Annotated in this window: 14 protein-coding genes; 5 read left to right on the forward strand and 9 right to left on the reverse strand. The window is 63.9% G+C overall.

Annotated elements, in window-relative coordinates:
* Positions 1-3 precede the first annotated feature (3 nt).
* The 7 genes from flgB to motA form a co-directional block, all read right to left on the reverse strand.
* Positions 4-405 (reverse strand): flagellar basal body rod protein FlgB, encoded by a 402-nt coding sequence (gene flgB / locus ML401_RS29420; RefSeq protein WP_194404183.1) that lies wholly within the window; start codon positions 403-405, stop codon positions 4-6.
* A 64-nt stretch (positions 406-469) separates the two neighbouring features.
* Positions 470-1,555 (reverse strand): flagellar biosynthesis protein FlhB, encoded by a 1,086-nt coding sequence (flhB, locus tag ML401_RS29425; protein WP_285807773.1) that lies wholly within the window; start codon positions 1,553-1,555, stop codon positions 470-472.
* Between the two features lie 13 nt (positions 1,556-1,568).
* The gene (locus tag ML401_RS29430; RefSeq protein WP_194404185.1) at positions 1,569-2,609 is read right to left on the reverse strand and encodes a flagellar motor switch protein FliG; all 1,041 of its coding nucleotides are present in this window, start codon (positions 2,607-2,609) and stop codon (positions 1,569-1,571) included.
* A 2-nt stretch (positions 2,610-2,611) separates the two neighbouring features.
* Positions 2,612-3,001 (reverse strand): flagellar motor switch protein FliN, encoded by a 390-nt coding sequence (gene fliN / locus ML401_RS29435; RefSeq protein ID WP_259216645.1) that lies wholly within the window; start codon positions 2,999-3,001, stop codon positions 2,612-2,614.
* A 76-nt stretch (positions 3,002-3,077) separates the two neighbouring features.
* A complete protein-coding gene (locus ML401_RS29440; protein WP_285807774.1) occupies positions 3,078-3,392 on the reverse strand; it encodes a hypothetical protein in 315 nt (104 codons plus the stop codon).
* Positions 3,373-4,314, reverse strand: a complete 942-nt coding sequence (locus ML401_RS29445) for a flagellar motor switch protein FliM (protein ID WP_285812766.1) — start codon at positions 4,312-4,314, stop codon at positions 3,373-3,375. The genes ML401_RS29440 and ML401_RS29445 overlap by 20 nt, the downstream gene beginning before the upstream one ends.
* Positions 4,314-5,210, reverse strand: a complete 897-nt coding sequence (motA, locus tag ML401_RS29450) for a flagellar motor stator protein MotA (protein WP_211416087.1) — start codon at positions 5,208-5,210, stop codon at positions 4,314-4,316. Before motA ends, ML401_RS29445 begins: the two co-directional genes overlap by 1 nt.
* 143 nt (positions 5,211-5,353) lie before the next feature.
* Between motA and ML401_RS29455 the strand changes: the two genes are divergently transcribed.
* The 4 genes from ML401_RS29455 (at position 5,354) to ML401_RS29470 (ending at position 9,730) form a co-directional block, all read left to right on the forward strand.
* The gene (locus tag ML401_RS29455) at positions 5,354-6,139 is read left to right on the forward strand and encodes a DUF1217 domain-containing protein (protein ID WP_194404188.1); all 786 of its coding nucleotides are present in this window, start codon (positions 5,354-5,356) and stop codon (positions 6,137-6,139) included.
* A gap of 3 nt (positions 6,140-6,142) precedes the next feature.
* The gene (gene flgF / locus ML401_RS29460; RefSeq protein ID WP_194404189.1) at positions 6,143-6,871 is read left to right on the forward strand and encodes a flagellar basal-body rod protein FlgF; all 729 of its coding nucleotides are present in this window, start codon (positions 6,143-6,145) and stop codon (positions 6,869-6,871) included.
* 37 nt (positions 6,872-6,908) lie between these two features.
* On the forward strand, positions 6,909-8,234 hold the full coding sequence (gene fliI / locus ML401_RS29465; RefSeq protein ID WP_285807775.1) for a flagellar protein export ATPase FliI: 1,326 nt from the start codon (positions 6,909-6,911) through the stop codon (positions 8,232-8,234).
* An 860-nt stretch (positions 8,235-9,094) separates the two neighbouring features.
* Positions 9,095-9,730, forward strand: a complete 636-nt coding sequence (locus tag ML401_RS29470; RefSeq protein WP_285807776.1) for a MarR family winged helix-turn-helix transcriptional regulator — start codon at positions 9,095-9,097, stop codon at positions 9,728-9,730.
* 409 nt (positions 9,731-10,139) lie between these two features.
* Here the strand turns inward: ML401_RS29470 and ML401_RS29475 are convergent, their stop codons facing one another.
* A complete protein-coding gene (locus tag ML401_RS29475; protein WP_259216627.1) occupies positions 10,140-11,711 on the reverse strand; it encodes a porin in 1,572 nt (523 codons plus the stop codon).
* A 540-nt stretch (positions 11,712-12,251) separates the two neighbouring features.
* On the opposite strand from ML401_RS29475, the gene ML401_RS29480 reads away from it, so the two are divergent.
* On the forward strand, positions 12,252-12,731 hold the full coding sequence (locus tag ML401_RS29480) for a MarR family winged helix-turn-helix transcriptional regulator (RefSeq protein ID WP_194404193.1): 480 nt from the start codon (positions 12,252-12,254) through the stop codon (positions 12,729-12,731).
* 25 nt (positions 12,732-12,756) lie between these two features.
* Here the strand turns inward: ML401_RS29480 and ML401_RS29485 are convergent, their stop codons facing one another.
* A complete protein-coding gene (locus ML401_RS29485; protein WP_285807777.1) occupies positions 12,757-13,839 on the reverse strand; it encodes an alpha/beta hydrolase in 1,083 nt (360 codons plus the stop codon).
* Positions 13,840-14,070 lie beyond the last annotated feature (231 nt).

A 14,070-nucleotide genomic window follows, 5' to 3' on the forward strand; every position in this document is an offset into this window, starting at 1 on the left:
ACCTCAGGCCTTCGCACCGGCCAGGACCATGCGGTGGAACGACCGCACGATCGCCGAGTTCATCGAATAGTCGCGGTTGACGTCGCTGCCCTTGATCATTTCCTGCTCGAGGCTGACGGAGTTGCCGGAATGGACCACTTCCCAGCTGTCCTTCTTCGCGGTTGCGCGCGTGTCGGTCTCGGCCGCGGACAATTGCAGGTGCGAGGGCGACGTCGTGGCGAGCCTCACCGGCATGCCGTCGAGCACCTTGTTGAAGGGCTCGACGTCGCGCGCGCGAAAGCCCGGCGTGTTGGCGTTGGCGACGTTGGTGGCGATGGTCGACTGGCGAAGCTCGAGGTAGCGCGCCTGCGACGATGCGAGTTCGAAGAGATAAAGCGGTCCCACGACAGCCCCGTTCTGGTCCATTCGAGAGGAGCCTAGGGCGTTAAGCTTTCGTCAAGCTGTTGGGCCGGACGTCGTCCTCGGAATTCTACTGGACCTTCTCGGTGCGCGGCGTCTGCTTCGACTGCAGGAAGTAGATGATCTCGGCGACTGGGCGGAAGAACTCCGCCGGAATCACCTGATCGACCTGGACCGCCTCGTAGAGCGCGCGCGCCAGCGCCCTGTTCTCGATGACGGGAATCCGGTTCTGTTCGGCGACCTCGCGGATCTTCAGCGCGATCACGTCCATGCCCTTGGCCACCACGAGCGGCGCGGGATTTTCCTCGCGGTTGTAGCGAAGCGCGATCGCAAAATGCGTTGGATTCGCGATCACCAGGGTCGCTCGCGCGGCGGAGGCGATCATGCGCTGCCGCGAGCGGTCGCGCGCCAGCGAGCGCAGGCGGGCCTTGACCAGCGGATCGCCCTCGGCCTGCTTGTGCTCGTCCTTGATCTCCTGCTTGGTCATGCGCAGCTCGCGCCGCCAGTGGAAGCGCGCCCAGGCAAGGTCGATCGCGACCAGCACGATGGTCGCGATGCAGATCGCCGAGACGATCCGCATCGCGATGTTGAGGATCATCTCCGGCAGCGCGACCGGATCGGTGTACATCGCCTCGAACGCCTTCGCTTCCGACGAGCGCAGCACGAAGACGACCACGGAGGTCACTGCGGTCAGCTTGAACAGCGACTTGCCGAAATCGACGAGGCCACGCGTTCCGAACAGCCGGCTCCAGCCGCTGACCGGGGATATGCGTGACAATTCCGGCTTGATGCGCTCCAGCACGAAGCGCGGCGCGTTCTGCAGCAGCGAGGCCGCGAGCCCGAACACCATGAGGATGACGACCAGCGGCACCAGGAAACGCAGCGCCTGCAGGCCGACCACGGTGAGCAGGTTCTGCGCGTCCGCGCCGGTTGCGAGCGGGAAGCCTTCGGGATCGTCCAGCAGGCTCGTCAAGGTCGGTGTCAATTGCTGCACGCCCTGACTGATCAGGAACGCCATGATGACCATCAGCGCGGCCATCGAGGCGAAAATGGAAGCCTCCCGAGAGACCGGGATCTTGCCCTGTTCGAGCGCATCACGGACTTTCTTCTCGGTCGGCTCTTCTGTCTTGCTCTCCTGATCGGATGATTCTGCCATGTCCGTTCAGCGGTCAGCGGAAGACCAGCTCATCCTCCTGCTCGGGGTTGAGCTCGATTTCGCCCTTCTCCGCGAGCTCGAGCGCGAGATCGGTGATCACGCGCCGCGCCTCCAGCACGTCGCGCTGGTTCGAGGGCTCGCCGATGGCGAGCTCGTGCTCGACGACACGACGGACGCGCGAGGCGACCGAGGACAGGATCAGCTCGCGGAAGTGCTTGTCGGTGCCCTTCAGCGCGATGACGATGCGATCGGTCGGCACCTGGTCGAAGATCATGGTGCGCGCCTTCGGCGTCAGGTTGGTCACGTCGTCGAAGGTGAACAGCAGCTCCTTCAGCACTTCCGCCGATTTCGGCCGCTTCTCCGACAGACTCTTGAGCATGTCCTCGATATGGCCGCGCTCCATCTTGTTGATGATGTCGGCGACGCGGGCATAGGTGTCGGCGCCGAGATTGCGGGCGAAATTGAGCGTCAGGTCTTCGTGCAGCGTCTTCTCGAGCACTTTCATCGCGTCGTCGACGATCGGCTTGAGGCTGAGCACGCGCCGCATCAGCTCGTTGCGCAGGCTCGACGGCAGCTGGCTCATCACCTTGGCGGCGCAAGACGGCTTGACCTTGGACAGGATCAGCGCCGCGGTCTGCGGATGCTCCTTGGAAAGGTAGGTCGCCAGCGAGTTTTCCGACACCGACGAGACGCGATCCCACACCGACCGGCTCGAATTGCCGAGCAGGTCCGACATGATCGCCGACACCTGGTCGGCGGGAAGCACGTCGCCGAGCACGGCCTCCAGGCCGCCCAGGGTGCCGAGAATGTTCGCGCCCATCGAGAATTGCTGGGCGAACTCCTCGACGATGGATTCGAGTTCCTGCGCCGTGATCGGCCGCAATTCGGCCGCGGCCTTGGTGACGATGCGAATGTCCTGGGGCTCGAATTGCGCGAGCACGCTCGCGGCCGCCTGCCGGCCCATGGCCAGCAGGAGCGCCGCGACCTTTTCCGTTCCGCCCAGCGCGGCAACGCCTCGCTGCTTGATGGGAGCGATGCCGACCTGTGCCGCCATGGTCAGCTATCGCCCTGCCCCAGCGGACCGACAATCTCGGTGAGCGAGACGCCGAAGCGGGAATTGTCCTCTTCGACGACGACCACCTCGCCCCGGGCGACGATGCGGCCGTTGACCACGACATCGACGGGCTCGCCGACCCTGTGGTCGAGCGGAACCACGGCACCGCGGCCGAGCTTCATCAGGTTCGCCACCGGAATGGTGGCCGATCCCAGCACCACCTGCATGGTGACGGGAATGCGCAGGATGGCGTCGACATTGGCGAACTTGCCGCTCTCCTCCGCCGTCCGCGCGGCGATTTCCGCGAGCCGCTCCAGCGGGCTCGTGTCGGTATGCCCCTCGTCGGCGGCCGGTGCTCGCGTGGCAGAGTCATAGTCGAAGGATTGCGCCATCTGGTATCGCCTCTTGGTAGTTCCGCTCCCGGAACGCCCCGGCGTTCCGCTCGTATTGGTTCTGCCGGCTTCGGCTTCAGTGCTTGTTCACTTCGGTGCCGCCCGTGGTCGCGGCCGGCGCAAGCCCGCTGCGTGCGTCGAGCGCCGCGATCGCCTCATGGGCCTGATCGATCTTGGTGCTCAGCACGTTGGCGAGGCGCCCGAGATTGGCGGTGGAATCATGCGCCGCGGTAATGACCGTGTCGAAGGCGCCCGCCGTCTCGTGGACGATGGTGGAGAATTCGCCGTGGTAGCTGCGCAAACGCGCCAGTTCGCGGTGCATCCGCGTCACCCGCATGCTGGTGAAGGCGAGCGCGATCAGCAGCACGGCATCAACGAGATAGGATATCATCGACGAACTCCCGTTTCTGATCCACGGGATCGGCCACCTGCATGGCGTAATAGCCGTCAAGCTGGCCGATCTGACACCAGAACAGCACCTGGTTGTTGCTTTCGAGACGGGCCAGCGTGCGCGGCGTGACCTCCAGCTCCAGCACCTGCCCCACCTTGAACTTCACGACGTCCTCGAGCGAGATCATCTTCTCGTCGAGCACGGCGCTCAGCGTAACCTCGGTGCGGTGGACCTCGCTCTCCATCTGCTCGCGCCAGCGCGGATCGGTCGTGCGGCCGTCGCTGGCAGTGACGGTTGCGAGCTTCTGACGCAGCGGGTTGAGCGCGGAGTGCGGAATGATCAGGAACATCTGGCCGCCGCGGTAGAGCGCCTGCACCATCATGTTCGCGCAGATCGACATGTTGCTGGCGCGCCCGATCGCCAGCGACGCCATCGCCGTCTCGACCCGCTCGACACGGAAGGTGACGTTGGAGGTGCCGGCGAAGGCGCCCTGCAGCGCCTTGGCGAAGCGCTCGAACAAGGCCTGAACCAGCCGGATCTCGATGTTCGAGAACGTGCGCTCGACATCGAGCGGCGGTTCCGCACCGTCGGATCCGAACATCGCCTCGACCATCGTGAACACGAAGTCGCGGTCCAGCATGATGATGACGCGCGAGTCCCACTGCTCGGCATAGAGCACGGCAGCGACCGCGTTGCCCTCGTAGTCCTTGATGATGTCGCCGAGAGGATCGTTGGTGATGCCGTTGACCGAGAAATAGCACGGCGTTCCCGCCATCGGCTGCAGGCTGTCGGTGCACGATGCCGCCATGCGATCGAAGATCACATTGAGCATCGGCATGCGTTCGATGGATATGCCGGCAGCGTCCAGCAGATAGTTCGGGAGCTGCTTCTTGTGATCGACGCCGACGTCGTCTTCCATCATCATGCGCGGGCGGCCTTGGGTTCGGGCTCGGTGACGACGGCCTTGGGACCTGCGATCGTCTCGTTCTCGACGACGTCGATCGAGGGCCGCTCGCCGCTCGCGATCATCTTGCGGCCGTGCTCGACGGCGATCTGCGGCATGGCGCCGTTCATGAACGCGAGCAGCGTCTGCTTGACGATGATGTAGGGGCGGCACTTCTTCTCCCGCGTCATCTTGATCTTGATCGCGAAGGGCGAAAGGACGCCATAGGACAGGAAGATGCCGGCGAAGGTGCCGACCAGGGCCGCGCCGATGAAGCCGCCGAGCAGCTTTGGCGACTGGTCGAGCGCGCCCATCGCCTTGATGACGCCGAGCACGGCGGCGACGATGCCCAGCGCCGGCAGCGCCTCGGACACCGTCACCAGCGCATGATAGGGCGCCAGCTTGCTCTTCACGATGGTGTGGATCTCCTCGTCCATCAGCGCCTCGATCTCGTGCGTGCGCGCGTTGCCCATGATGATGAGGCGGACGTAGTCGCAGATGAACTGGAGCAGCGAGGGATCGCCGAGCACGCTCGGAAACGCCTTGAAGATCTCGGAGGACGCGGGATCGTCGATATGCGCCTCGACCTCGTTGCGGCCCTTGCCCCTGAGCTCGCGCATCAGGGCATGGAGCGCCCCGAGCAGATCAAGGTAATAGCGCTGGCCGGGCACCGCGCCGGTGATGGCCTGCATGCAGGCGACGCCGGTGTCCACGACCGTCTTCCACGGATTGGCCACGATGAAGGTGCCGACCGCGGTCCCCATGATGATCACGAATTCCCACGGCTGCATGAGCACGCCCAGGTGCCCGCCCATGGCGGCAAATCCACCGAGCAGCGCCGCTACCGTGATGAAAACCCCCACGAAACTTCCCAACGCGCCGCTCCATCGCCGATCCCATCGGGAATATCTAGTCGGCGAGCCTTGCGCGAAGCTGGCTTCCCGCACCGCCAGCCCCGCGCAAGCAATTGGCGGCACCTTGAGGCCGCGTCGCATCAGCGGCCAGAGAGGCGCGTGTCATGCTATCCACCATCGCGGACTACACCCGGCTGACCAAGGACATGGGCAAGTCGCTGACACAGGTCGCGACGCAGCCGGATGTCAGCCGCGAGACCGATTACTTCCTGAGCCATATCGGCAACGTCAAGACGATCGACGACTTCCTGAAGGACTATCGCCTCTATTCCTACGCCATGAAGGCCTATGGCCTTAGCGACATGACCTACGCCAAGGCGTTCATGCGCAAGGTGTTGACCGAGGGTGTCGCGAACAAGAACACCTTCGCCAACAAGCTGACCGACACCCGCTACCGCGAATTCGCCACGGCCTTCAATTTCGCCGCGCTCGGCAGCAACGCGACGAAGACCGTTCAGGCCACGACCGGAACGGCGACCCATTACGTCACGCAGACCATGGAGCAAAAGGCCGGCGACCAGAACGAGGGCCTGCGGCTGGCGCTCTATTTCACCCGCAAGGCGTCCACGGTCACGACTGCCTACCAGGTGCTCGCTGACAAGGCGTTGACGCAGGTGGTCCAGACCGCGCTCGGCCTGCCCTCGACCATCAGCGCAGCCAACATCGACGCCCAGGCCAAGATGATCACGAACAGGATCAACCTCGCCGATTTCAAGGACCCGGCCAAGGTCACCAAGTTCGTGCAGCGCTTCGCAGCGATGTGGGACGCGACCCAGGCCCAGAGCGACAATTCGACCAATCCCGCGCTGGTCCTGATCGGCGGCGTATCCTCGGCCAGCATGGACACCAACATGCTCGCGAAACTTCAGTCCATCCGGTTCGGAAAGTAGCCCATGCAATCGGCTCTCTATGTGGGATTGTCGGCGCAGGTCGCCCTCGAAAAGCGCCTCCAGACGATCGCCAACAACGTCGCCAACGTGAACACGGCGGCGTTCCGCACCGACGTGGTGAAATTCGAGACCGTGCTGTCCAAGGCGGGCCCTAACCCTGTCGCCTTCTCCTCGCCCGGCGACAACATCATCTCGCGCGAGATGGGCAACATCACCGAGAGCGGCAACCCGCTCGATGTCGCCGTGGTCGGACAGGGCTGGATCGCTTTCGCGGGCCCGAACGGCACGGTCTATACCCGTGACGGCCGCCTCCAGATCGCTCCCAACGGCGATCTTCAGACCGTGAGCGGCTTCCCCGTCGTCGATTCCGGCGGCGCCCAGATCACGCTCGATCCCAATGGCGGGCCGATCTCGATTGCGCGCAGCGGCGCGATCACCCAGGACAACAACGAGATCGGCACCATCGGCCTGTTCAACATCCCTTCTGACGCCAATCTCGAGCGCTACGGCAATTCCGGCGTGACGCCGGACCGGCCCGCGACCGCCATCGCCGATTTCTCGCGCGATGGCTTCAAGCAGGGTTATGTCGAGGGCTCCGGGGCCAATCCCATGATGGAATTGACCAAGCTGATCGCGGCCTCGCGCGCCTTCGACGGCACCAATTCGATGATCGAGGGCACCGAGGGCTCGCTTCAGAACGCCATTCGCACGCTGGGCGAACCCGGCAAGTAAAGCGCTCACGCGCATTGATTGAGGTTGGACGGTTTCCTTGAACGCTCTTCGGCAACTCGAGTGGGCGCTGCTGGAGCTTCAGCAGAGCACTCCCCTGGCAAGCGTCAGCGGCGCGATCTCCGAGATCGCGCCGACGCATTTCCGTGTGTCCGGCCTGTCGCGCTTCGTCAGGCTCGGCGAGCTCATCGGCGTCAATTCGGCCGGTAAGCCCCAGATCGGCGAGGTGGTGCGGATCGACAGCGAGGGCATCGTCGCCAAGCCGTTCGACCGGCACTTCGCCGGCGGCCTCGGCTCGGTCGCCTACCGGATGCCGCCTCTGTCCTTTGCGCCCGACCCGAGTTGGAAGGGCCGCGTCATCAACGCCCTCGGCGCGCCGCTCGACGGACAAGGCCCCCTCACCCCGGGCTCCCTTGCCGTCTCGGCCGAAGCCGACGCGCCCTCGGCCATGAAGCGCGCACGCGTGCACAAGCCGCTGCGCACCGGCGTGCGCGTGATCGACCTGTTCGCGCCGATCTGCGCCGGCCAGCGCGTCGGCATCTTTGCCGGCTCCGGCGTCGGCAAGTCGACGCTGCTGGCAATGCTCGCCCGCAGCCAGGGTTTCGACACCGTCGTGCTGGCCCTGGTCGGCGAGCGCGGCCGTGAGGTGCGCGAGTTCATCGAGGACGTGCTGGGCAACGATCGTCAGCGCGCCGTCACCATCGTGTCGACGGGAGACGAAAGCCCGATGATGCGGCGGCTGGCGCCGAAGACGGCCATGGCGGTCGCCGAATATTTCCGCGACCGCGGCGAATCGGTGCTGCTCATGGTCGATTCGATCACCCGTTTCGCTCATGCGGCTCGCGAGGTCGCGCTCGCCGCCGGAGAGCCCGCCGTCGCGCGCGGCTACGCACCGACGGTCTTCACCGATCTGCCGCGCCTCCTGGAGCGCGCCGGCCCCGGCGAGGAAGGTTCCGGCACCATCACCGGGATCTTCTCCGTGCTGGTCGATGGCGACGATCACAACGAGCCGATTGCCGACACCATCCGCAGCACGCTCGATGGACATATCGTGCTGTCCAGGCACATCGCCGATCAGGCGCGCTATCCGGCTGTCGACGTTCTGGCCTCGGTCTCCCGCCTCGCCCATAACGTATGGGATCCCGAGGAGCGCGAATTGGTGAGCAAGCTGCGCGCCATGATCGCCAAATACGAGGATACGCGCGACCTTCGCCTGATGGGCGGATACCAGGCAGGGCGTGATTCGGGCCTCGACCAGGCTGTCGACATGGTTCCGAAAATCTACGGCGCGATGCGGCAAGACGCTTCCGCTCCCCCGGGCGCCGATCCGTTCCGCGAGCTCCGGGACATGCTCAGGGGCGACTAGCAGCCGAGAAGCCGGGACCGCGTGCGACATGCGCGCTGCGCCGTTCCCGCGCGTTGTTTTCGACAGGAGATTGCGCATGCCGCCGCGCCGCCGGCGCATGCGCCCGAACAGCCGCCTCCGGTTTTCGTCGTGACGCCTCCGCCATTGGCGCGAGAGAGCAACGCGCGGCAATGCCGGAAGCAATTGCATGGTCGGCTCTGCCGCCTGCGGCGATCAACAACCGGCGCGTGCAATTCCTGTGAGTTCCCTCGATGATTCTCCGACACCACGCACAAGTTGTGGATGACGTTGCCTATACGCATCGTCGGCCTGCACAAGCTTCTATCAGTTTGCGCCCAAACACAGACATCGAGATGACATGCAATCAAGGTGTCGCAGCGCCGAGTGCATTTCATTCGCGGCACAACGTATTGCATTCACTATCATGTGTACTGACCGAGCGAGAATGTCTTGAACGTTACATTCGCACGCAACGACATCTGGGGCTCGCGAGGGTCTGTACTTGATTTTGTTGAGAAGCTCATTCATCGTTTCGACGGAATATAAGAAACGTCTGCGTGTGACTTGAACTCAGGGGCTTCGGTTGAACTATTCCGATCCATCGTCTGCTGGCGACGGCAAACCGGGCTCCCGTGCGACGACGCCGTTGGCATGCCAATGGCGCAGTGACTCGCTCCAGAACACGCGAGCCTTGCGGATCAGGATCGGGCGCGCTGCAATTCGTTCATTCGAAGCTGAGCTCGACACGACGTGCGCGCCGGACGGCTGCAATCGTTGGATGCCCTTCGAAGGATTCGCAGACTGTTGCGCAAAGCGGCTTCGGGACGCCGCAAATGATGTTCCGGGGACGAGGTAGATTCATGCCATTGGCGCGGGAAGCCGTCGAGCTGCTGGTTCAAGCGGCGAGGGCTTGGTATTTCGAAGGCAACCAGCATGGATTGCGCGATCGGGAATGGATGGCGCTGCGCTTTCTCGGCCGCGCCAACAGGTTTTCGCGCACGCCGTCTGCGCTTGCCGGCTTCATCGGCGCCACCAGAGCGACCGCATCGCAAATCGTGAAGACGCTGGAGAGCAAGTCCTTCCTGGTGAGGAAGCCGTCGCAGGAGGACAAGCGTTCCGTCGTCCTGCACGTCACCGCGCAGGGCGAGAAGTGCCTCAATCAGCACGACCCGATCAATCACGTGGTGAACGCCGTCAGGGCGCTCGGCAATGACGAATGCGTCAGGCTGCGCGACTCGCTCCGCGAAGTGCTCAATCACCTCGACGCAGCCCATCAACGGCTCGATGCCAGCGTTTGCCGTGACTGCATGTTTCTCGCCGAACGCGGCCCGGCGGCCTCCAAGGGACGCGCAAGCGCCGAATTCATGTGCCGGCTGTATCGCGCTCCGATCTCGCTCGACGAAACCGAATTGCTGTGCACCAGCTTCGAGCGCACCCGCGACCGCCCGAAGATCGAAGAGCATCTCGACCGCGCGCGGATGGCGAGTCAGGGCTGAGACGCGCTCAATTTCAGGGCGAGTCTTCGGATAAGGCTTTGCGGATCCTTTCGCAGCCGCGCCTCTTCCTGAATGCGGACGCGCTCTCCACATCGTCATTGTGAGGCGGCAGCTTGTTCTCCAGGTGCCGTGTCATTCCCCGCGAAAGCGGTGAATCCAGGACGCCGCGGCTTCGCGGTCCAATCACGGCCGTCTCGGACTACTGGATCGCCCGGTCAAGCCGGGCGATGACAGTGAGCGTGGGGCGACAGGCGCCTTCGCGCAGCGACATCCGGGATGCTCGCGACCGAGTCCCGGGTATCGCTGCCCTCACCCAGGGCCACCGGCCGCCGAATCTCTCGCACCATCACGCACAAAAAAACACCCGGCGGTTTCCCGCCGGGTGCTCGTCGAAAGACTTCGACTGATCTTACCAGTTGCGCTGAGCGCGGAGCAGCAGGGTGACGCTGTCCTGATCCTTCAGCTCGTACAGGGCGGCCGGCTTGGCCGTCGTGCCGGCACCGGCGTAACCAACCGTGCCCGAGTACTTCTGGTCGAGGCGGGTCCAGTTCAGGTCGCCCGAGAACGTCAGGTTCTTGACCGGGGTCCAGCGGGTGATGATGCCGATCTGGCCGACGGCGAAGTCAGGGTTACAACCCGTGACACCGGCGAGGCCGCCGAACACGCCGCCCGCACCGCCAGCGCCGCAGAGCGCGGTCTTGGCAGTCGAGCCGTACTGGGCCTGAGCGTAGGCACCGTAGAGCGCGGTGTTCCAGTACGGATCCCAGTTATGGGTGAAAGCGCCGCGGAAGCCCCAGGTCTTCACAGTCTCCTGCTGGCCGCCCGTGACGAACACGGTGTCCGGAGCATAGGCGAAGCCGACGCTCTGGTAGGCAACGCCCGAGTTGCCGAACATCGAGTAGCTGCTGCCCGCCAGGTTCTGGAAGTTGTAGCGGGTCGCACCGTCGGTGTAGACGCCCGAAATGTTGAGCACGTCGCCCGCACCGGTCGGGATGTTCTTGATCGACAGAGCGAGCTGAACTGCCCAGCCCCACTTGTCGTCGGGGTGGCCGGTGGCTTCGTTGGCGCCGTAATAGGCAACGTGGTTGTCATGAGCAGCAACCGACGCCTGGAACATGCCCCAGGCCTGGTCGACGCGGACCATACCGACGAGGTTCGGCGAACGCGAACCGCCGATGGCGTTGGTGCCGTAGGTGCCGCCGATCATGCTGCCAGCGGTCGCGCCGGTCAGGTTGACGTTGCCGGCCTGATAGTAAGCCGTCGCGTCTTCAGCCGAGAACGCCGCCGTCACGCCCTGACCGAAGTCAGCGGTGTAGGTGAACTGGTTGACGCCGGTGACAGTGCCGGAACCGCCGACGAGGCTGTCGATGTTGTTGCCGGGATAGTTGGTCCAGGGCGCGTCGAACTGCGACACGGCCTTACCCATGGTGAAGCCGGCGAACTGGATGAAGGCGTAGTACACGCCGAGCGAACCGCCCGAGGTGTTGCCGTCGGTACCGTTGATCGACGAACCGACGAGCGCCGGGGTGGCGCCGGAGGTGTTGAGGCCGAGGTTGCCGGTGTAGACGGTGCCGCCCGTCGCCGAGCCGGAGCCCTGATAGCCGCCGGTGGTCCAGGTGAACACGCCGTCGAAGAAGGTACGCACGACGCCGTACTCGGTCGCGGTGCGCGTGTCGATGTTGAGGTCCTGACGAGCGCGCATCTGATAGTAGTTGCTCAGGCGGTTGTGCGCGCCGGCCGGGGAACCGTTCGAGATGCCGTAGTTGCTGTTGGTGTTGAACGCGACTTCGGCGCGCAGATAACCACCCAGCTTGATGCAGGTGTCGGTGCCGGGGATGTAGTAGAAACCGGCGCCGTACAGCGAGCAGATCTTCACGTATTCGACCGCTTTGGCCTTCACGGGAAGATCGGCTGCGAACGCCCCGGAGACGGCCATCAGGCCGGCAGCCGAGCCGAGAAAGAGCGACTTCGTCAACTTCATTTAGGTAAACCTCCAGGTCGATTCAGGGGGCTCGGCTTCCTCGGAGGACACCGCTTCACCCTCATAATTTCCGTCCAATTCAGATCCGCACTGAGGTCCGGACTGAAACGACAGTGAGGTGCCCCCCCTCCGTCGTGACTCACGTATAGTTTATAAAAACAACCGCCTCAATTTATTGATCTAATGAATTGTAAGTTCGGCGGAAGATGTTGCTCGCGAGCAACAGAGCTTACGAGAAGGCTAACTAAGATACTGAAGAAAAAGTAAAAAGCCCCCAGGGGGCATCCCGAGGGCTTTCTTGGAGGTCTCACATCGCCGTCTGTCGACAGGGTCAAGAGCAGCAAAGATTGAGTGGCACGAGACGTAATTGAATTAATTGATTTATGCAAGTATCAAATGGCTAAGCCATTCCAACAATGCTGTATCTGTCGCCTGCTTTCGACGCGCGACATAGGAGACGTCCCCGCGATATCCCGATAGAACATTGATCCAAGACCAATAAAAAAAGGATCAACGCCAAACGGGGAGGGGCAACGCGGCATGATCGAGAAGAAGCTCGACAAGGCGATCAGGGACTTCATCTGGAATGTCGTCGAAATTCACGCGCAGCTGGATGACATCCACACCAGCTGGGCCGGATTGCTCGGCATTACCCAGCCGCAATGGCTGATCCTGATGGCGATCACCGAGCTGGACCAGGGGCAAGGCGTCGCCGGCACGGACATCGCGAACAAATTGCGCGTTCATCCGGCCTTCGTGACCAACCAGACCAAGATCCTCGAAAAGGGCGGCTTCCTGTCGCGGCGGCCGGCGGCGAACGACGCCCGCTTCGTGCTGATGTCGCTGACCGCGAAAGCGACCACCGACATCGAGCAGCTGTCCAAGAGAAGGCTCGCGCTGAATTCGACGATGTTCAACGATCTCGACGAGAAGACCCTGGCCGACATGAACACCGCGCTGGCAAAGATCGCCAAGAACGCCCGGCTGGCGGCGCGATTGCTGGCGATCGACGTGTCGTGATCCGCCGGGAAGCGAGCCCGGCCGACTAGAGATAGGTCACGTCCTCGAGCTGGGGGGCGCTTCCGAGCTTGCTGTCGAGCCATTCGAAAATGAAATCGTCGACGGCGACGAAATTCTCGACCTCGCCGAGGGGATGCGGGATGCGGCTCGGAACGACCACCGAGCAATCGGCTCCGGCCTGTCGATAGGCCGATTGCAGTTCGAGGGCATCCTGCTCCAGCATCATCGAGCGACTTCCGACCACCATGAGCAGCGGGCACGGGAGCTGGCGCGGGGCCACCATCGAAACCGGCACGCTCGCGTCAAGGGCCGCCTGCTCGACGTCGGTCATCCAGCGCAGTGATGCCCGGCACATCACCGGGCTCAATAGGCCCCCGTCGCACACGGCGGCGGCGAGCCGGCGATCCGCGCGGGCAAGACGGGACGCATGCCCGGCGCCCGCCCCTTCGCCATAGATCGCGATCCGCTGCGGATCGACATCCGCTCGCCCCTGAAGATACTCCAGCCAGCATTGAAGCATCTGCTCCGGCTTGAAGGGGCGGCGGGCGGATGAGCGGCGGGCGTCGACGAGCAGGAGCGATATGTTGTGACGGAGCGATGCCGGCAGCAGCCTGATCATCATCGAGCCCAGCGTGATGTCCTCGTCGCCGATGCAGATAACCGCGGGGGCGGACGACGCCCGGCAAAGCGCCGGGACGAAGAATCCGGTGAGCGCGGCCTCGTCAAAGCCTTCGAGGGTCACGCGCTCGATCGCGGGGCCGGCGTCATCAGCCAAGCCTTTCAGGCTGATATCGACCTCGTTTGCGAAATCGGCGGCTTCGACGTCGCCTGGGCAAGACACGCTTCTGACGACTTCCAAGGCCGTCAACGCACATAGCCACGCCTCCCGCGCGGTCGGGATGGTCCCATCCTCGCCGGCGAACTTGGCGAAGGTCCGGTAGTCGTCTGCGACCCGCAGCCAGTCCGAAACCCACAGATGCCTGTGCGTCTCCCGCCCGAGTTCTGCGACCGACAAGCTTTCAAAGAATCCGGACGCGCGATGCCGCAACTGCGCCAGGCTGCGACCGCAGCCATCGCACGAGCCGTGTGGCCAATGATCACTTTCCATGCCAGCCCCCAAACGACGCTATCCGCGCGCCCCCAGACATGCGCCGGGATCCTCGAGCGTCGTCTTCGGCGCAGCGAAGGCACTGCGCGAAACGGTCTTGCTTCCAAACGAGCCGGCCTCGGTGCAATGTCCAAGCCCGCTCAACGCGATTGTCACGTCCCAGCTCCGTCGCTGATCCAAAGTCATTTGCCGCGCACCAGTGATGCGGGCTCGTTCGTCTCTTGTTGCGAC

Origin of the sequence: Bradyrhizobium sp. 62B, from assembly GCF_030272265.2 — a bacterium.
Classification (GTDB): Bacteria; Pseudomonadota; Alphaproteobacteria; order Rhizobiales; family Xanthobacteraceae; genus Bradyrhizobium.

Excerpts from the sequence above, each read along its gene's own strand:
- flgB (WP_194404183.1), bottom strand. The coding sequence starts at position 405 with ATGGACCAGAACGGGGCTGTCGTGGGACCGCTTTATCTCTTCGAACTC.
- flhB (WP_285807773.1), bottom strand. The coding sequence starts at position 1,555 with ATGGCAGAATCATCCGATCAGGAGAGCAAGACAGAAGAGCCGACCGAG.
- ML401_RS29430 (WP_194404185.1), bottom strand. The coding sequence starts at position 2,609 with ATGGCGGCACAGGTCGGCATCGCTCCCATCAAGCAGCGAGGCGTTGCC.
- fliN (WP_259216645.1), bottom strand. The coding sequence starts at position 3,001 with ATGGCGCAATCCTTCGACTATGACTCTGCCACGCGAGCACCGGCCGCC.
- ML401_RS29440 (WP_285807774.1), bottom strand. The coding sequence starts at position 3,392 with ATGATATCCTATCTCGTTGATGCCGTGCTGCTGATCGCGCTCGCCTTC.
- ML401_RS29445 (WP_285812766.1), bottom strand. The coding sequence starts at position 4,314 with ATGATGGAAGACGACGTCGGCGTCGATCACAAGAAGCAGCTCCCGAAC.
- ML401_RS29455 (WP_194404188.1), top strand. The coding sequence starts at position 5,354 with ATGCTATCCACCATCGCGGACTACACCCGGCTGACCAAGGACATGGGC.
- flgF (WP_194404189.1), top strand. The coding sequence starts at position 6,143 with ATGCAATCGGCTCTCTATGTGGGATTGTCGGCGCAGGTCGCCCTCGAA.
- ML401_RS29470 (WP_285807776.1), top strand. The coding sequence starts at position 9,095 with ATGCCATTGGCGCGGGAAGCCGTCGAGCTGCTGGTTCAAGCGGCGAGG.
- ML401_RS29475 (WP_259216627.1), bottom strand. The coding sequence starts at position 11,711 with ATGAAGTTGACGAAGTCGCTCTTTCTCGGCTCGGCTGCCGGCCTGATG.
- ML401_RS29480 (WP_194404193.1), top strand. The coding sequence starts at position 12,252 with ATGATCGAGAAGAAGCTCGACAAGGCGATCAGGGACTTCATCTGGAAT.
- ML401_RS29485 (WP_285807777.1), bottom strand. The coding sequence starts at position 13,839 with ATGGAAAGTGATCATTGGCCACACGGCTCGTGCGATGGCTGCGGTCGC.